The organism is Streptomyces sp. rh34, assembly GCF_002551245.1.
Classification (GTDB): Bacteria; Actinomycetota; Actinomycetes; order Streptomycetales; family Streptomycetaceae; genus Streptomyces.
Genome location: NZ_NTGZ01000163.1, coordinates 1 through 17,356 on the forward strand (window position 1 = coordinate 1; position 17,356 = coordinate 17,356).

The following is a 17,356-nucleotide window of genomic DNA, read 5'->3' on the forward strand; positions in this document are numbered from 1 at the left end:
CGTCCGGCCCGAGCCGCTCCAGCAGCTCCCCCGCGGTGGCTCCGGCGGGGACGGGCCGGATCCCGGTGAGCGGCACGGGGGGCGTCCCGTGCGCGTCGACGGCGACGCCGAGGCGGGCCCAGTCCGGGTCGGACGCCTCCTCGCAGCTGACCCGGGCCCGGCCGCCCTGGGCGATGACGAGCCGGCGCACGACATCGGCGGTGACGGCGGCGCGGACCTCCCGCGCGTGGTGGAACTGGAAGGCCTCGTCCCGGAGCGCGTCCCCGTGCCCGTAGGCGAGGCCCTGTTCCCGTACGGCGTCGAGCACGGCGCGGTCGCTCTCGGCCGGGGCGTCGAGGGTGAAGCTCAGGAACCCCGGTCCGGTGATCTCGACCCGTCCGACCCCGGGCTCGGAGGCGACGCGTTCCCGCAGGATGCGGGCGACCTCCAGGGCGGGCAGCGCGGCGGGCCCGGCGAGCTGGAGCGCGACGGCGCAGGCGTAGTCCCCGCTGCCGCCTGGCCGGGTCCTCTCCACCCGCACGCGCGCGGGCACGGGTGCGCGCAACGCATCCTCGTCGACCGCACGGCGCACGGCGCACAGCACGGTCCGGGAGAGGTCGGCGGGGGTCACGGGTCAAGCGTAGGTGAGAGTGGGGGGCACTTCGCGACCCGGTTTCGCCATCCGGTCAGCCTGACCCGGTCCGGCGCCCGGGTCAGCCGGTGGCGCTCCCCGCCCGCCCGGCACCGCGCCGGCCGTCCACCGAGGGCTCTTCCTCCCCCGTCACCAGCCGGCGCATGATCCGCACCAGCTCGCTCGGCTCGAACGGCTTGGCCAGGAACGCGTCGACCCCGGCCGCCACGCCCGCGTCGACCTCGTAGGGCGTACAGGCGCTGATGACGGCGATGGGAAGACGGCGGGTCCGGGGGTCCGAGCGCAGGCGGGTGGCGGTCTCCAGACCGTCCATCCGGGGCATCACGACGTCGAGGGTGATCGCGTCGGGGCAGACCCGCTCGACCAGGTCCAGGCACTCGACACCATCGGCCGCGGTCACGACCTCGAAGCCCTCCAGCTCGAGATTGACCCTGATCAGCTGCCGGATGACCTTGTTGTCGTCGACAACAAGCACGCGGCCGTACGCCCCTGACACCCTTCGAGAGTAGGTCGGCCGGAGGGGCGGCGTCCGGGTTTTGTCCACTTCCGCCCCGGACGGGTGGCCCCCGCTCGCAGGGGCTCCCGGCCGGGAGGAAGAGGCGCGGAGGCACGGCGGAATACCTGTTCACGGACACCCCGTGGGAGCTGGTAGTGTTTCACCCGTCGCAGAGCAGCACCGCGATACGCCCCCGTAGCTCAGGGGATAGAGCATCGGCCTCCGGAGCCGGGTGCGCAGGTTCGAATCCTGCCGGGGGCACTTCCGGATTGAAGAACCGGACCAGCAGAGGCTGGTCCGGTTTTTTCGTGTGTCCCGGGTGTGCGGCCCGCGTGAGCCGCACGTGCGCCGCGCCCTCGCGAGGGCGAGCGGAGTATGGTCCGGCTCGCCCCCGCGTAGTGGGGGTCAGAACTTCCCGTTGACCGGGATCCAGCCGGACCAGGTCTCGGGCTGGTAGAACTTGCCGGTGTCGCCGTCGTAGCGCAGGACCCGGAGGCGTACGTTCCCGTCCTCGCGGTAGTCCTTGTTGCAGGTCGCCCAGGTGTCCACGCCGAGCTTGTTGACGCAGACCTCCTCGGCGCGCCCGTAGTCGGTGTAGACACCGACGGCCGCGGACATGCCGTCCTTCTTCGTATCGCCCGCCCAGATGATGTCGCCGTTGTGCTGGAAGCACCCGCTGGAGCCGTAGGCGGCGGTCGAACCGAGGCAGGTGCTCGACGACGGAGCGGCCTTGGCCGTTCCCACGGCTTCCGCCTGTCCGCCCGGCACCGCGGTCTCCACCGGTCCCACCGGATCCACCGGGAAGGGGGCAGCCGCCCCGGGCTCCGTGGCCCCGCCCTCGACGATCGCCACGTTCGCCGGCATCCGCACTTCCTGGGGTCCCACCGGCGCGTCGTAAGCCAGCGCCGGCGTCGCGGTGACCGCCGAGAGCGCGAGTGCTGACGCACCAGCGACCACGCTCAACGTCGAGCGCCAGTTTTCACGCATGCTTCACTACCCCCGCGCCTGACCTCTGTTGCGAGATCATCAAATATCAATATGTGAACAGAGTGTGAGACTAAGAGATCGTCGTGACGGATGGAAGGGGCTCCTGTGACGCAGGGGCTCCCTGGTGCGGACGGCGCACACGCGGCAGGCGCGCCGCGGGCACAGAAAGAGGGGCGGGCACACCTGCGTGTGCCCGCCCCTCCCGCGTACCGGTGTCACCGCACGGGAGGCCCCCCGGCCGGCTCCGCCTCGGCGATGTCGTGGAACGGGATATCGAGGGCGCACTCCGCCGGGATCGCGGCGGCGGACGTCTCGCACTCCGCGGGGCCCGCCCCGACCCGCCCGTCCGTCTCGGGCGGACCGGCCTGCCGCTCGCCCGTCTCCACGTAGCCCGCCATGCCGTCCACGGGGACAGGCGTGGCGGGGGCGGCGGGCCGGGTGGCGTCGGCGGTGTCGGCGGTGTCCGGTGAGGACGAACAGGCGGCCGTGCCCGCCGTGGCACACAGGACGAGGGCGGCCGAGACCGCGACGGTGCGCATTCGCATGAGGATCCCCCTACGCGGACGCCCGGACATCCGGGTCGTCAGTTGATCCACGGTGCCACACCGTGCGGTGCCGAAGGCGGAGAACGTGTGAAAAGGCCGGGTTGGTGTGCGCGCTGCGTAGGGTCATCCGCACGGATCACATATCCGTTTGGCATATGCCAGACAGATATGCGTTCCCCAGGGAGAATTCGGCCAACCGCAGCCGATCGCCGTGGGCCCGGGTATCGAGCGCCTGTACGGAAAGGATGTCTGCGGAAGCTGGTACTCGGCTGTCCGGAGGGGGACGCATGCGGGGGCACGAGCACATCGGCAACGACCTGAGCGGTACGGTGCACGGCTTCGTGGTGCAGGCGGGAAGCGTGCACGGCGGCATCCATGTGTCCGGGGCCGTGGCGCGGGAGGAGGTGCCGCCGCCCTGGCAGTTGCCGCCCTCGGTCCGGATCACCGACCGCACGGACGAGCTCCGCGCCCTGGAGGCGCACCGGGACCGGGCCGCGGAGGACGGGCACCCCACGCTGGCGGCGGTGAGCGGGCTGGGCGGAGTGGGGAAGACCGCGGTCGCGCTGGCCTGGCTGCACACCCTGCGCCCGCACTTCCCCGGCGGCCAGCTGTACGCCGATCTGGGCGCGCAGGCGCCGGACGGTCCCGCCGATCCCGGTGAGGTGGTGGCCCGGTTCCTGCGGGCGTTGGGCGTCCCGAGCGGTCAGGTGCCCCCGGCGCTGGGTGAACGGGTCGCGCTCTACCGGTCGTTGACGGCGGGCCGGCAGCTCGTGGTCCTGCTGGACGACGCGGCGACCGCTGCCCAGGTGCGACCCCTGTTACCGGCGGGGCGGTGTGTGACCGCGGTGACCAGCCGCCGGCGGATGCCGGGACTGAGCCTCGACGGAGGCCATGTGATCCATCTGGAGCCCCTCTCCCCCGAGGCGGCGGTCGAGCTGCTCGACGCGACCCTCGCCGACGGCCGGGTCGCCGCCCAGCCCGAGGAGGCGCGGGCGCTCGTCCTGCTCTGCGCGGGGCTGCCGCTCGCGGTGCGCATCGCCGGGGCGCGGCTGGCGGCCCGGCCGCGGCAGGGCATCACCTCGATGGTCCGGGCCCTGTCCGAGGAGCACGAACGACTGGAGGCACTGGCCATAGAGGGTGATCACGACGTGCGGGCGGCGCTGGACCTCTCCTACCAGGGCCTGCCGCCCACGGCGGCGCGCCTCTACCGGCTGCTGGGGCTCCACCCGGGCCGGGAGTTCGGCGTTCCGGTGGCGCGGACGCTGCTGGGCGGGAACGCCGTCGAGGCGCTCGACGCGTTGCACGACGCGAATCTGCTCGTCGATGTCGCCGAGGCGTCGGGCGGCGAGCGCTACCGGTTCCACGATCTGGTGCGGCTGCACGCCGCCGAACGGGCCGCTCAGGACGAGAGCGGCGACGATCGGGCCGCGGCGCTGTTCCGCGTCGGTCACCACTATCTCGCCAACGCCGGCCGGGCCGAGGAGATCATCGAGCCCGGACGCGCCTGCCTGGAGCGGGAGTTCGGGCGGGGCGTCGAGCCGGGGTCCGTGGCGGAGGAGGACTTCGGCCCCGTCGGCGGGCAGACGGCGGCGGAAGCGGCGCTGGCCTGGCTGGAGCGGGAGCTGCCCAACCTGATGGCGGTGGTCCGTCGCGCGCGCCCGATGGGCGCCCCGGAGCTCGCCTGGCAGCTGACCGACGCGTTGTGGCCGCTGTTCCCGCGTCGCAAGCTGTACCGCGAGTGGGTCGAGGCGCACCAGGAGGGGCTGCTGGCCGCCGAGGAGGCGGGGAACGGCGAGGCGGCCTGCCGGATGCTGACCTCCGGCGCTCTGGGCAGGCTCGCCACGGGCGATCACGCCGAGGGGCTGGCCATGTTCGAGCGGGCCGCCGCCTCCTTCCTGGAGCGCGGCGACGCCCTCGGGCACGCCCGGACGCTGAACTACCGGGGGCTGGCCCATCAGCGCCTCGGGCAGCAGGACCGCGCGGCCGAGCTCTTCGCCCTCGCGGCCGCCGAGCTGCCCGCCCGCGGTGACCTCCGGGCCGGTGCGCTGGCCCGGTTCAATCTGGCCGGCATCGCGCTGGCCCAGGGGCGGTACGAGAGTGCCGCCGTCGAGGCCGAGGCCGCCCGCCTCACCCTGGAGGCGGCCGGCGACACGTACAACGCCGCGCGGGCCGCCGGCCTCACCGGGCGGGCCTGCGTGGGTCTGGGCAGGCTCGACCGGGCGGAGGCGGAGCTGTCGGCGGCGCTGTCCGCGTTGCGGGCGGAGGCGGCCGGGTTCGAGGCGGCCCACGTGCTCGGAGGCCTGGCTCAGCTCTCCGAGCGGCGCGGGCAGCCGCGGCAGGCCCGGCAGTTCTACCGGGAGGCGGTGTCCCTGTACGGCTCCGTCGGCCGGTCGGGTTCGGCGGAGGCGGTCGGGGCGAAGGCCCGGCTCAACGCGCTGGAGCCGCCGGAAGCGGAGGCATCCCCGGCATCCCCGCCCACGGGACCAGCCCCGTCCGGGGACGACCGGGACGAGGCCGGCACGTAGTCGCGAACGGTCCTGACGACCCGTACGGCGGCCGGGTCGAACGCGGCCGGGTCCAGGCCCGCCACCAGCCAGACGTGCGCGACCGAGGCCCAGACCGCCCAGGGCTGCACCGACCGTGCCGGCTCGCGGACGAGCAGCCGTGACCGGCCGCCGAGCCGCAGCCAGCAGCGTGGTCCCCGGTACACGGCCACCACCAGGGCGCCGGGGTGGCAGTCGGCGAGTTCGGCGGCGTACCGGGCGGGGTCCTCGTACGGCGACCGTGCCTCGGACGGGAGCTCCGCCACCAGGACGTCCGCCAGCAGCGGCATCGGGTGCGCGGCCGGGAGCCGGACGCGCAGATGCTCGTCGACGACCCGCGGCGGGCGGCCGGGATGCAGCAGCAGAGCGGCTCCGGTCCGGCGGACTCCGCGCTGCGGGGCCTCCTCGGTGAGCCGTACGGTCGTCGCGGTCATCGGGCGGACCTCCGTTCGTCGTGGCGCACCGTCACCGGCAGCGGCGCGTGGTCGGTACGCGGCCGGGCGGCGGGGGCGCGCAGCCGGAGCTTGCGGTAGATCAGCGCCCGCATCCTGACGGCGAACCGTCCGGGCTCCGAGGTGATCCGGGCCGCCACCTGTTCGTACCGCTCCGCGCGGTAGGCCGCCGCGGCGCGGGCGAGCTGACGGTCCAGGGGGCGCCCGGCGTGCAACCGCGGTGCGAAAGAGGCCAGTTCGGCGGCGGGTGAGCCGGGGTCCAGGTCGCCGTCGGGGACGTTGCCCATGAGGACCGGGGCCCCGGTCATCGCCCCGTAGAGCGAGACGGAGCCGTGGTCGCCCACGATGTGGTCGGCGGCGACGAGCGCCCCGACCCAGTCGGCGTGCTGGCTGATGACCAGGAGCCCGGAGCGCACGAGTCCCGCGAGCCAGCTGCGTATCTGCCATTCGCCGTGGGCGTTCCAGACGTGCGGGTGGAGCAGGAGCGCGACCCGGAAGTCCTCCCGGGGCAGCTCGTCGACCAGCCGTTCCAGCAGCTCCCACTGGCGGCCCAGGAGGGAGCCCGGCCCCCAGGTGGAGCAGACGGTCACCAGCTGCTGCCGTGCTCCGGCCCCCAGGGCGTCGCGGTAGAGGGCCCGTTGCGGCAGGCTCGCCGTGATCCGGTCGGAGCAGGGGTCGCCGACCACCTCGGCGGCGGACAGCGCCTCGGGGCATGCGCGGCCGAGGCGGGTCAGGTCCTCGTGGTGGGCCAGCACGATCGTTTCGGGTACCAACCGGCCGTCCTGGATCAGCCCTTGCCGGTCGAGCCCGTAGATCCCGCGCCCGGCGACCGGGCGGCCGCGCTGCCCGGCGGGGATCAGCTTGTTGTGCCCGGCGCCGTGCGGCAGCACGATCACCGGGGCGTGCAGCTCCTGGAGTCCGCCGTGGGCGGCCGCCACCGCCAGGTCGAAGGGCATCTGGACCGCCTGGTGCCAGGGCAGGACCAGGCCGCCCAGCCGTTCCAGGAAGTCCTCCACCCCGTGGCTGAACACGTCGGGCGCCTGGGTGAAGAACACCTGCACCCGGGCGTCTCCCTCCAGCAGCCGTACGGCTTCGAGCAGCCGCTGTCCCGCCGTGACGGTGTGCACCACGGCCAGGACCTTCCTGCGGGTCCGCCGGGTGGCCCAGCGTTCGACGTCCAGGCGCACCGGTACAAGGGGCCGGTACGCGTCCGGCATGGTCAGGCTCATCTGATCAGTCCCCGTTTCCGTCGCCGCGGACCGGGGGCCCGCGGAGGCCGCGGCTGGTGGCGGCCCGGGACGCATCTGCCCACGGATGTGGACAGGCGGCTTGCAGGAATCCTGCGTTCCAGCTGTGCGCGGGAAAGCGCTGCGCCATGCGCCCCGCTCACGCCCCCGTGCGCTCTGGTCCGGACCGGTGGCTCAGGGAACAGTGGACGGTTCCGCACAGACGTGCGGAGGCTGCCGGTGGCGGCAGGAAGTGGCGCACCCATCGGGGGGCGATATGGACCTTCTTGCTCTGGGACCTCTGGAACTGTGGCACGGAGACCAGCAGCACATGCTCGGTTCGGTGAAACACCGCTGCGTGCTCGCGGTTCTGGTACACGCGCGCGGGGAGCCCGTCGCCGTGGACACGCTGATGGAACGGGTCTGGGGCGACGAGCCTCCCCCCAAGGGCCCGGCCACGCTCCAGACGTACCTCTCCAAGCTGCGTAGACACCTGCGCGACGCGGTGGGGCCGCTCGTCCGGCTGGACCACATGCCGCCCCGGCTGTACCGGCTCCGGATGAGCGACCAGAACGATCTGGACCTGGTCCGCTTCCAGCGGTTCCGCGCCGAGGCGGCCGTGGCGGCGGAGCAGGGCCGCACGGACTGGGCGATCGGGCTGCTGCGGACCGCCGAGAGCATGTGGCGGGGGGAGCCGCTGACCGAGAGCGCCGGCGAGTGGGCCGCGTCGGTGCGTACGCGGCTGGTGGAGGACCACCGCCATGTCCGGGAGGAGCGCATCCGGCTGGAGCTGGAGCTCGGCCGGCATGCCGATCTCATCGGTGAGCTGCGCGAGTTGGCTGCGGAGAGCCCGCTGGCGGAAGGGGTGGTGGCCTCGCTGATGCTGGCACTCCACCGCAGCGGGCGGCACAGCGAGGCGCTGGAGCTCTACCGCACGACGCACACCCGCCTGCGGGAGGGCCTCGGCATGGAGCCGGGGGCCGATCTGCGGGCGCTGCACCAGCGGATCCTGGAACAGGACCTGGGCCTGACGGGCCCCCGGGCGGAGGCCGTCACCGTCAGGTCCCTCGCCCCCACCGCACCCGCGCCCCCTCCTCCGGCGCCCCCTGCCGCCCCGGCCCCGGGGCCTCCGCCCGCCCTCCCGGCCCGCAACAACCTCCCCCGCGACACCCGGGACTTCACCGGCCGAACCCGGGAGTTGACGCTCCTGCGCGAAGGGATCGCCGGCGCCGACGGATACGCGCTGCCGGTCGCCGTGCTCCACGGGATGCCCGGTATCGGCAAGACCGCGCTGGCGGTGCACGCCGCGCACCGGCTGGCCGAGGACTATCCGGCCGGTCAGCTGTACGTCGATCTGCACGGCTTCAGCGGGCGGCGGCCCTTCGACCCGGCCGAGGCGCTGGCCTTCCTGCTGCATGCCGCGGGAGAGGGCGGTGCGTTGCCGGACACCCTCGACGGGCGGGCGGCCGCGTGGCGGGAGTGGACCGCGCGCAACCGGGTGCTGGTGGTGCTCGACAACGCACGGGACGCCGCCCAGGTCCGCCCGCTGCTGCCCGGTTCGGCCGGGTGCCTGGCGATCGTGACGAGCCGCAACCGGCTCTCCGCACTGGACGGGGCCACTTCCCTGGCGGTGGACGCGCTGTCGGCGCGGGAGGCGGCGGCCCTGTTCACCCGGATCGCGGGCACCGCCCGCACGGCCCGCGATCCGGAGGCGCTGGAGCTGCTGGTGGACGCCTGCGGCCGGCATCCGCTGGCCACGACGCTGCTCGCGGGCCGCTTCCGGCACCGGGAGATCTGGGACCTGCGGCATCTCCTGGAGCGCCTGGCGCAGTCGAGCGATCCGCTGGACGAACTCGACGAGGAGGTGTTCGTCTCGGCGTTCCGCTTCTCGTACGCGGAGCTGACGCCCGGCACGCGCCGATTGTTGCGTCTGCTCGCGCTGCATCCCGGGCCCGACATCACGGCGGCGGCCGCGGCGGTTCTGTCGGGGCGGGGCAACGGGCTCGGGCCGGGTGGCGGGGCCGAGGGCGTGCGGCGCAGCATCGAAGAGCTGCTGGACTGCCATCTGCTGACGGAGCCGGTGCTGGGCCGCTACCAACTGCACGATCTCACGCGGGCGTTCGCCCTGCGCGTGTCCAGCGCCGAGGAGCCGGAGGAAGCGCGCGACGCCGCCGTCGGCAGGCTCCTCGGGTACTGCCTCACCTCCGCGCACCGCGCCCACCGCCTCACTCATCCGCGCCGCAGGGCCCTGGAGCCCGAGCACATGTCGGTGTACGCGGCCGAGTTCGGCGACGCCCAGGAGGCGGCGGCCTGGCTGGACGCCGAGCGCGCCAACCTGCTGGCAGCGGCCCGCACGGCGGCCTCGGAGCACCAGGACCACGCGGCGCTCTTCCCGCACGCGCTCGCCCCCTCGCTCAGGATCTGGGGCAGCTGGGCGGTGACCAACGAGCTGTACGGCGCGGCCGTGGAGGCACTGCGCTCCCGGGGCAACCCGCTGCTGCTGGCGCAGACGCTGGTCGAGGCGGCGGAGGTGCTGGCGCAGACGGGGCCGGGGGAGGCGCTGAGCTGTGCGGGCGAGGCGTTGACCCTGTTCCAGGACCTGAAGGACCCCGCCGGGTGCGCCGACAGCTCGCTCCAGGCGAGCCGCGCGCACCTGGCCGCCGGGCACACCGGCCCGACGCTGCGCATGGTGGCGCGGGCGCTGGCGCTCTACCGCGGCCTGGGCGACCTGCACGGCGAGGCGGACTGCCTCAACGTCGAGGGGGCGGCGCTGTATTACGAGGGCCGGTACGACGAGGCGCTCGGCCGGGCGCGGCTCACCCTGCACATCCACGAGGGGACGGGGGATCTGCTGGGACAGATCCGCGCACTCAACAACATCGGCGAGATCCACCATCTCCAGGGGCGCATCGAGCAGGCCCGCGACCACCTCGAAAAGTCGCGGGTACTGGCCCGGCTGCACAGCGGAGCCCGTGAACTGGCCATTCTGGACACAAACATGGGTGCGGTGCACCAGGCCATGGGGGACACGTCGCGGGCGCTGGACGGCTTCCGGAGGGCACTGGAGAGCCACCGGGCCCGGGGGGACGCACTGGGCGAGGCGAACGCGCTGATCAGCATGGGCGCCGCGTACGCCGAGAACGGCGACAGCGGCGAGGCGCTGCTCCACTTCACCGCGGCGGAGGAGGTGGCCCGGGGGATCGACAGCGCCTACGAGCGCACCCGGGCCCTGCTCGGCGTGGCCGACGTACACGAGGCGGAAGGCCGGCCGGAGATGGCGGTGGGGGTGTACGAGCAGGCCCTGGAGCTGGCCGAGCGCACCGGCTCCCGTCCCGCCGCGGCACGGGCGCTGGCGGGCCTGGCACGCACGGGGCTGCGTCTGCACCGGGGCGACCTGGCCCGGGAGTACGTGAAGAGGGCGGTCGAGGTGTACCGGAGCCTGGGCTCCGAGGCCGAGGCGGAGAACCTGTGGGACCTGCTGCGGGAGGAAACGAGAAGGACCGGCTCCTGAGCCTCGCCCGGGTGCCGGTCCGTTCGATCGACGGCAGGATGCGCTGCCGACGAGGGCTGATCAGGCGCTGGGAGCGCCCCACATCCACTGGAGGAGCTTCATGGGTTGGTAACTGCTTTCTTCTCAAGCCGAGTTACTGGCTCGGGCCATTGCATTGAGGGTTTGCCACTCCCCTGAGGGAGCGAACATGTGCGATCTTGCACGCTCTTCGCTCCTGTGTCGAACTAGTCATCAGTTCGGGTGAGGTTCAACGATTTTTCGTGACCTCGGGAGCGCATAGGGGCGATCATGTCTGGTCACCTTCCTCGCCCCCGACCGGCCTGCACGAGCCCCTCCGACCGTGTGTGGATGAGGACGCCCCTGGGCAGATTGGGGGTGACTTTTACGGCTCGACGGTGGGGGGACCGTTATGGAGTCCGGTGATCGCTACGGCTTCGAGGGGTACGGGACCGACGGGACCGTCCCGCCGCCGCCCTCCCACGCGCCGGCGGTCGGGCCGCCGCCGCCCGGTGCGCCCCTGCGTGCGACCGGTGCCGCGCTGCTCAATCTGACCGGACTCGGGCTCGGTTACGCCCTGTTGGGACGCTGGGTGCGGGCCGGGGTGTGCTGGGGCGCCACGGCGGTGCTGCTGTGGGCGGCGTTGCCGGCCGATCCGGACGGGGTGCCCGGAGGCGTCCTCGTCGGGTATCTGCTCGTGCTGGTGCTCGCCGCCGCCGACGGGGCGCGGATCGCCCGGCGTTCGGCGCTGGGCGGGGCGTGGCGGCCCGTCCTGGCGGTCGGTCTCGGCGTGGTGCTGCTGGCCGTGCCGGCGGGCGGGGCGGTGGTGTACGGCTCCGCGCGGGACGAGGCGCGGGAGCAGATGCTGCTGGACCGGCTGGCGGCCGGGGACGAGCGGGTCTCGGCGGCCTCGCGGCAGCCGTTCGGCCCGGCGAAGGGCGAGTACGAGCGGGCGCTCGACGTCTATCGCGCGCTCGGCGAGGACCATCCCGGCTCCCGGGCCGCGAAGCTCGTCCCGGACCGCCTGAAGACGTACTACGACGCCGTCTCCGCCCCGTACGCCGAGAAGCGGCTCTGTGAAGCGGTCGCGCCGTTGACCTACCTGCGGACGCTTCCGGACTCGGTCGACGAGAAGCTGCTGGGCGCGCTCGCCGCCTGGCCCGACGAACCGCTCGCCACGTCGTTGTACGGGTGTGGTGTGTCGCGGCTGGGCGGGACGGGCGGGGGTGGCGCGGAGCTGGGCGAGCTGTTGCGCACGTTCCCCGATTCCGCCTCCGCGCGGCAGGTGGGCCCGGCGATCGGGAAGCGGATCAAGGACCAGGTCGCGGCGTTGAAGGGGACCGAGCCATGTGCGGCCACCACGGTGCTGCGGAGCCTCGGCGCCACCGCGTCCGACCTGCCCGCCGAGGACGTGAAGGCGCTGCGCGCCGATGCCGACAAGGGTGTCGTGAACGGGGTGTACGCCTGCGGGGTCGACCAGTTCGAGGACGAGAAGTTCGGCGACGCGCGCACGACGCTGACCGACTTCGCGCGGACGTACAAGAGCGACGGGCGGGTGCGGCAGGCGCGGAACATCGCCATAGCAGCGGAGATCGCCGACGACCGCCCGGCGGCGGGCAAGCGGCTACCGCCGTCGAAGCGGCCCGGCGGGGCCCGGATGGAGCTGGTCATCAGCAATGACGCGCCGAACTCCGTCGAAGTGCTCTACACCGGTCCGGTCACCGGCACCGTCACGCTGAAGGCCTGCGCGGGCTGTGAGCGGTACAGCGCCTCCGCCGGAGCGCGGCGGGCCTGCAAGGCGAGCGGCAGGAGCTACCCGAAGGCACGGCTCCGGCTGCCCGCCGGGGAGTACCACTTCCTCTACAAGCACGGCACCGGCGCGACCGCCCGGGTGGACAGCTACTCATCGGGGTCGAAGGTCCAGCCGGGCTACACGTACACCAGCTGCACCTACGTCATCGAGCGGAATCCGTTCGGGCTGGACCTGCCCCTGCTTCCGGACCCGATCGAGCCGGTGCTCAGCCCTTGGGGCGCGGGCTCCTCTCGATGACCCGTCCGTCCAGCTCCGCGGTGAGGTGGGCGCCGCCGTGCGTGTCGGAGACGTAGACGCGCAGCACCGGGCGGTCGTCGTGGAAGGGCGACGAGGGATCCACGATCACGTAACGGCTCTCCGGCTCCGGGATGTTGAGCGTCCGCTCCGCCGCTTTCAGCAGGGCGGGCAGCGCGTCCCAGTCGACGGAGTTCAGGTCCACCGTCGTGGTCCGGGACATCAGGGTGCCGCCCATGTCGTCGTTCTTCGCCCGGCCGTCGCGGTAGCTGAAGCGGTCGTACAGCGCGGCGTTGGACTTCAGCGGCGCGTCGGCGTGCGCGTGCTCACCGTAGAGGGTGAAGGCGGTGACCTTCGTCCCGCCCATGAGCGGCTTCATCGCCTCGATCGCCGCCCGCGCCCCGTCCGGGGTCAGCAGATCCTCGGCCTCCGGTAGGTCCTTCTCGCCGGGCGCGTCGGAGGCACCGGAGGGGTCGGAATCTCCGGCTGCCGGGTCCGGTGCCGGAACGGAGGCCCGGGGCGCGCTCGCCGTGTCGCGGGGGCGGTCGTCGCCCTCGGAGCCCTGGGAGGAGAACGGGTCGACCATCCAGAGGACGACGCCCGCGATCACCACGGCCGAGACGACGGACGAGGCGGCGCTGATCATCCGGACGCGGCGCAGGACCCGGCTCTGGCGCTCTTCCGGGGTGAGGGAGAGGCCGGGGGCGGCCCGCTGGTAGGGGTTGGCCGGACCGGGACCGGGCGGGGGCGCGGAGGCCGTCGGCGTGGGCGTGGCGTGCACGGACCCGGGGTGTGCGGACGCGGGCCGTTCCCGTACGGGCTCCGTGGGCGTCGGGGCCGGGCCCCCGGCCGTGCGCGCGGCCTCGGCCAGCAGGCGGTCGAGGGCCTCGGCGTCCGGGCGGGCCGGGAGGTCCCTGGTGAGGAGCGCTTTCAGCACCGGGGCGAGGGACCCGGCCCGTACCGGCGGCGGGATCTCCTCGTCGAGCACGGCGGCCAGCGTGGCGAGGGTGGTGGCCCGGCGCAGCGGGTGGCGGCCCTCCACGGCGACGTACAGCATCATGCCGAGGGACCAGAGGTCGGAGGACGGGTCGCCCTCGGTGCCCCGGATCCGCTCGGGGGCTATGTAGTCGGGCGAGCCGATGAGGGCGCCCGTCATGGTGAGGCTGGTCGACTCGCGGATGGCGGCGATGCCGAAGTCCGTGAGGACGGGGCGGCCGTCGGTGCGCAGCAGCACGTTGGCGGGCTTGACGTCGCGGTGCTGGATGCCGGAGGCGTGGGCGGCACGGAGGGCGGAGAGGATGCCGCGTCCCAGTTCGGCGGCCTCGGCGGGCTCCATGGGCCCGTCGGCGAGCCGGTCGTGCAGGGAGGGGCCGGCCACCAGCTCCATCACGATCCACGGGTAGCCGTCCTCGCCGGGGTCGACGATGTGGTGGACGGTGACCACGCATGGATGGTCGACCCGGGCCAGGGCACGGGCCTCGCGCAGCACCCGGGCGCGCAGGGTGCGGGCGCCTTCGGGGTCGTACTCCGCGAGCGCCGGGTCCGGGGGCCGCACCTCCTTGAGGGCGACATCACGGTGGAGCGCCTCGTCGCGGGCCCGCCAGACCATGCCCATGCCGCCGCTGCCGAGCCGCTCCAGCAGCGTGAAACGGCCGTCGATCACCCGTCCCGAGGGGGCGTCTGCGCTCATGGGCCGTAGCGTACGGGGGGCGTACGACAGCGGGGCCGCGGGGCCGTGCCGACGGCCGGGCCGCCAGGTCGCGGGGCGGCCAGGTCGCCGGTGGCCATGCCGCCCGGGCCGCAGCACGCCATCGGCCGTGGTCCGTCCACGCGGTGCCGTCGGGCCGAGGTGTCGAGATGACGTCAGGGGGCTTCGGTCTCGGGCCTCTTCGCCGCCAGGCCCGTCCTCCGGCACGCATCCGTCAGGCGCGTCTCGCCGTCAGGCGCGTCTCTCCGTCAGGCGCGTCCGTCAGGCCGAGGTGCGTTTGCGGGATGATGTCGTCTTCTTCGCCGCTGTGCCGCCGCCGCTCGACGACGTCCGCTTCTTCGCCGTGCTCTTCTTCGCCGTGCTCTTCTTCGCCGTGCTCTTCTTCGCGGTGGCCTTCTTCGCCGTCGTTCGGCTCCCCGCGGACTTCTTCGTCGTCGACGTGGCCTTCTTCGCGGTTCCGGTGGTCCGCGCGGTCTTCCCGGACGTCTTCGACGACGACGCCTTCGTGAAGGGGTGGACGTCGGCCATGTCGCCGTCGCCCTCGTCGTCCCGGGAGCTCCTGGCCGCCCGCACACTGTTCTCCAGGGCCGCGATCAGGTCGATGACCTTGCCGCCGCCGGTGTCCTCGGGTTCGTCCGGGAGCACGCTCTCGCCGGCGGCCTTCGCGGCGACGAGTTCCTCCACCGCCTCCCGGTAGTCGTCGTGGAGGCTGTCCATGTCGACCTCGCCGAGGGTGTCCATCAGGGCGTCCGCCAGGTCGAGTTCGGCGTCCCGGACCGTGACGTCGCCGTCCGGCGCGGCCTCCTCGGGCGCGCGGATCTCGTCGGGCCACAGGAGTCCGTGCATGGCGATCACGTCGTCCACGACGCGGAGCATGCCGAGCCGTTCGCGGCCGCGCAGGGCGTACTTGGCGACGGCGACCCTGTTGCTGCGCTTGAGGGCCTCTCGGAGCAGGGTGTACGGCTTGGCGGCCGGGACCCCGTTGGCGGAGAGGTAGTACGCCGCGTCCATCTGGAGCGGGTCGATCCGGTCGGCGGGCACGAAGGCGACGATCTCGATGGTCTTCGCCGTGGGCAGCGGGAGCTGGGCGAGGTCCTCGTCGGTGATCGGGATCATCGTGCCGTCGGCGTCCTCGTAGGCCTTGCCGATCTCGCCGCCGGAGACCTCCTCCTCGTCCAGTTCACAGACCTTGCGGTACCGGATCCGGCCACCGTCGGCGAGGTGGATCTGCCGGAAGCTGATCGAGTGGTTCTCGGTGGCGTTGACCAGCTTGATCGGGATGCTGACCAGCCCGAAGGAGATCGCGCCGTTCCATATGGACCTCACCGTTCACCCCTTGCCGACCGTTGAGCACCCTTGAGGCGTTGCAGACGCTTTGGCGTGATTTCGTGTGATTCTTATCGTATGACGCCGATCACCGACGTGGAGGGGCGACGGGTCTCGCTCAGCAATCTCGACAAGGTCCTGTATCCGGCCACCGGGACGACCAAGGGCGAGGTGCTGCACTACTACGCGGCCACCGCGGGCAGCGTGATCCTGCCCCATCTGCGCGATCGCCCCGTGTCCTTCCTGCGCTACCCGGACGGGCCGGACGGCCAGGTCTTCTTCACCAAGAATCCGCCGCCCGGTACGCCCGCCTGGGTGGAGACCACCGCCGTTCCGCGGAGCGAGGCCCCCGGCGCCCGGCAGGTGGTCGTGCGGGATCTGGCCTCCCTGATGTGGGCGGCCAACCTGGTGGTGGAGTTCCACACCCCGCAGTGGCGCACGGATGCGCCGGAGATCGCCGACCGCATGGTCTTCGACCTGGACCCCGGCTCCCCCGCGACCGTCGTGGAGTGCTGCGCGGTGGCGCTCTGGCTGCGGGAGCGCCTCGCGGCCGACGGGCTTGCCGCGTACGCGAAGACGTCCGGGTCCAAGGGGATGCACCTGCTGGTCCCGCTGGAACCCATCCCGTCCGGCGAGGCGTCCGCGTACGCGAAACGGCTCGCCGTGGAGGCGGAGGCGGCCCTTCCGGGGCTGGCCCTGCACCGGATGAAGCGCGCCCTGCGGCCGGGCAAGGTCTTCGTCGACTTCAGCCAGAACGCCGCGGCGAAGACGACCGCCACGCCCTACACCCTGCGCGCCCGGTCCGAGCCCACCGTGTCGGCCCCGGTCACCTGGGACGAGGTCGCGGGGTGCCGGGAGGCCGGCGCCCTGGTGTTCCGTGCCGAGGACATGGCCGCCCGGCTGGACCGGCACGGCGACCTGCTCGCCCCGCTGTACGACCCGGGGCAAGCGCGTCCGCTGCCCGCGTGACACGCCCCGGTTCACGGGTATCCACAGCCGAATCGTCTTGACCGGGTCATGACCTCGTTACGGCGCGAGGAAAGGCCACAAGTGGCGGGTGGATTGTCGGACCCGTGGTGCACACTCTGCGCAGGCGCTTTCTCCGGGGCGCGCCGGGAGGGGTGTGACGGACGGGCGCGCCACGGGCGCGCCGGTCCGGACGCTGTCGTGATCGTGGGGAGGGGATGGCGTGTTCTCGGGGATCGACGAGGTCGACTGGGCCTCGATGGAGCATGCCTACGGGCCTGCCGACGATGTGCCGGAGCTCCTGCGCGGGCTCGCCTCCGAAGATCCGGCGGAGCGGGAGGCGGCGCTCGACGGCATGTACGGCGCGGTGCACCACCAGGGCGATGTGTACGCGTGCACGCTCGCGTGCATCCCGTTCCTGTTCGAGCTGGCCGTGGACCCGGGGGTGCAGGACCGCGGCAGCGTGGTCGAACTGCTCACCAGCATCGGCGGCTTCGACCTCGACGAGGACGACGAGGCGGAGATCGACGAGGACGAGATCGAGGGCGCCGCGAACTACGCGATGGCGGCGGCGGCGGTCACCGCGGGCGCGGGGGTGTTCTTCGAGCTGATCGCCGACGAGGACCCCGGGGTGCGGCTCGCGGCCCCGCTGGCGCTCGCCACGCTGCACCGGCACCCCGTGCGGGTGCTCACGCTGCTGCGGGAGCGGCTGCCGGTGGAGCCCGACGAGGAGGTGCGGCTCGCGCTCGTGGAGGCCGCCGGGCGGGTCGCGCTGCGGCACCGGCCGCTGGCGGGGCGGGTCGCGGAGTGGCTGGGCCGACTGGCGTCCCGGGCTCACTCCCCGGGGCTGCGGCTCGCGGCCCTGGCCCAGCTGGCGCGCTGTTCGCCCGACGGGCTGCCCGGCGATGTGGTGCCTGTCTC

Annotated in this window: 10 protein-coding genes, 1 tRNA gene and 2 pseudogenes; 6 read left to right on the forward strand and 7 right to left on the reverse strand. The window is 73.4% G+C overall.

Annotation, left to right across the window (positions count from 1 at the left end):
* A pseudogene (locus tag CR470_RS25450) lies at positions 1–610 on the reverse strand (ArgS-related anticodon-binding protein NrtL); the annotation flags it as partial.
* An 82-nt stretch (positions 611–692) separates the two neighbouring features.
* Positions 693–1,106, reverse strand: a complete 414-nt coding sequence (locus tag CR470_RS25455; RefSeq protein WP_097869867.1) for a response regulator — start codon at positions 1,104–1,106, stop codon at positions 693–695.
* A gap of 210 nt (positions 1,107–1,316) precedes the next feature.
* Between CR470_RS25455 and CR470_RS25460 the strand changes: the two genes are divergently transcribed.
* Positions 1,317–1,388 (forward strand) — tRNA-Arg (locus tag CR470_RS25460).
* Between the two features lie 144 nt (positions 1,389–1,532).
* On the opposite strand, the gene CR470_RS25465 is transcribed toward CR470_RS25460, so the two are convergent.
* On the reverse strand, positions 1,533–2,114 hold the full coding sequence (locus CR470_RS25465; protein ID WP_097869868.1) for a hypothetical protein: 582 nt from the start codon (positions 2,112–2,114) through the stop codon (positions 1,533–1,535).
* Positions 2,115–2,329: 215 nt separating this feature from the next.
* Positions 2,330–2,659, reverse strand: a complete 330-nt coding sequence (locus CR470_RS25470; protein ID WP_097869869.1) for a hypothetical protein — start codon at positions 2,657–2,659, stop codon at positions 2,330–2,332.
* A 287-nt stretch (positions 2,660–2,946) separates the two neighbouring features.
* Here CR470_RS25470 and CR470_RS25475 point away from each other — a divergent pair, with 287 nt between their 5' ends.
* A complete protein-coding gene (locus tag CR470_RS25475; protein ID WP_097869870.1) occupies positions 2,947–5,184 on the forward strand; it encodes an ATP-binding protein in 2,238 nt (745 codons plus the stop codon).
* A gap of 448 nt (positions 5,185–5,632) precedes the next feature.
* On the opposite strand, the gene CR470_RS25480 is transcribed toward CR470_RS25475, so the two are convergent.
* A complete protein-coding gene (locus tag CR470_RS25480; protein WP_097869871.1) occupies positions 5,633–6,883 on the reverse strand; it encodes a hypothetical protein in 1,251 nt (416 codons plus the stop codon).
* Positions 6,884–7,157: 274 nt separating this feature from the next.
* On the opposite strand from CR470_RS25480, the gene CR470_RS25485 reads away from it, so the two are divergent.
* Positions 7,158–10,391 (forward strand): AfsR/SARP family transcriptional regulator, encoded by a 3,234-nt coding sequence (locus CR470_RS25485; protein WP_097869872.1) that lies wholly within the window; start codon positions 7,158–7,160, stop codon positions 10,389–10,391.
* Between the two features lie 409 nt (positions 10,392–10,800).
* The gene (locus CR470_RS25490; RefSeq protein ID WP_257138916.1) at positions 10,801–12,438 is read left to right on the forward strand and encodes a hypothetical protein; all 1,638 of its coding nucleotides are present in this window, start codon (positions 10,801–10,803) and stop codon (positions 12,436–12,438) included.
* On the opposite strand, the gene CR470_RS25495 is transcribed toward CR470_RS25490, so the two are convergent.
* Positions 12,407–14,125 (reverse strand): serine/threonine-protein kinase, encoded by a 1,719-nt coding sequence (locus tag CR470_RS25495; protein ID WP_257138917.1) that lies wholly within the window; start codon positions 14,123–14,125, stop codon positions 12,407–12,409. The genes CR470_RS25490 and CR470_RS25495 overlap by 32 nt on opposite strands.
* A gap of 279 nt (positions 14,126–14,404) precedes the next feature.
* The gene (ku, locus tag CR470_RS25500) at positions 14,405–15,469 is read right to left on the reverse strand and encodes a non-homologous end joining protein Ku (RefSeq protein WP_097869874.1); all 1,065 of its coding nucleotides are present in this window, start codon (positions 15,467–15,469) and stop codon (positions 14,405–14,407) included.
* 78 nt (positions 15,470–15,547) lie between these two features.
* Here ku and ligD point away from each other — a divergent pair, with 78 nt between their 5' ends.
* On the forward strand, positions 15,548–16,438 hold the full coding sequence (gene ligD, locus CR470_RS25505; protein ID WP_097869875.1) for a non-homologous end-joining DNA ligase: 891 nt from the start codon (positions 15,548–15,550) through the stop codon (positions 16,436–16,438).
* 220 nt (positions 16,439–16,658) lie between these two features.
* Positions 16,659–17,356, forward strand: a pseudogene (locus CR470_RS25510) (PBS lyase); the annotation flags it as partial.

What these genes read in the sequence shown, in the direction of transcription:
- CR470_RS25475 (WP_097869870.1), top strand. Translation starts at nt 2,947, where the DNA reads ATGCGGGGGCACGAGCACATCGGCAACGACCTGAGCGGTACGGTGCAC.
- CR470_RS25465 (WP_097869868.1), bottom strand. Translation starts at nt 2,114, where the DNA reads ATGCGTGAAAACTGGCGCTCGACGTTGAGCGTGGTCGCTGGTGCGTCA.
- CR470_RS25470 (WP_097869869.1), bottom strand. Translation starts at nt 2,659, where the DNA reads ATGCGAATGCGCACCGTCGCGGTCTCGGCCGCCCTCGTCCTGTGTGCC.
- CR470_RS25490 (WP_257138916.1), top strand. Translation starts at nt 10,801, where the DNA reads ATGGAGTCCGGTGATCGCTACGGCTTCGAGGGGTACGGGACCGACGGG.
- CR470_RS25480 (WP_097869871.1), bottom strand. Translation starts at nt 6,883, where the DNA reads ATGAGCCTGACCATGCCGGACGCGTACCGGCCCCTTGTACCGGTGCGC.
- CR470_RS25485 (WP_097869872.1), top strand. Translation starts at nt 7,158, where the DNA reads ATGGACCTTCTTGCTCTGGGACCTCTGGAACTGTGGCACGGAGACCAG.
- ligD (WP_097869875.1), top strand. Translation starts at nt 15,548, where the DNA reads ATGACGCCGATCACCGACGTGGAGGGGCGACGGGTCTCGCTCAGCAAT.
- CR470_RS25495 (WP_257138917.1), bottom strand. Translation starts at nt 14,125, where the DNA reads ATGAGCGCAGACGCCCCCTCGGGACGGGTGATCGACGGCCGTTTCACG.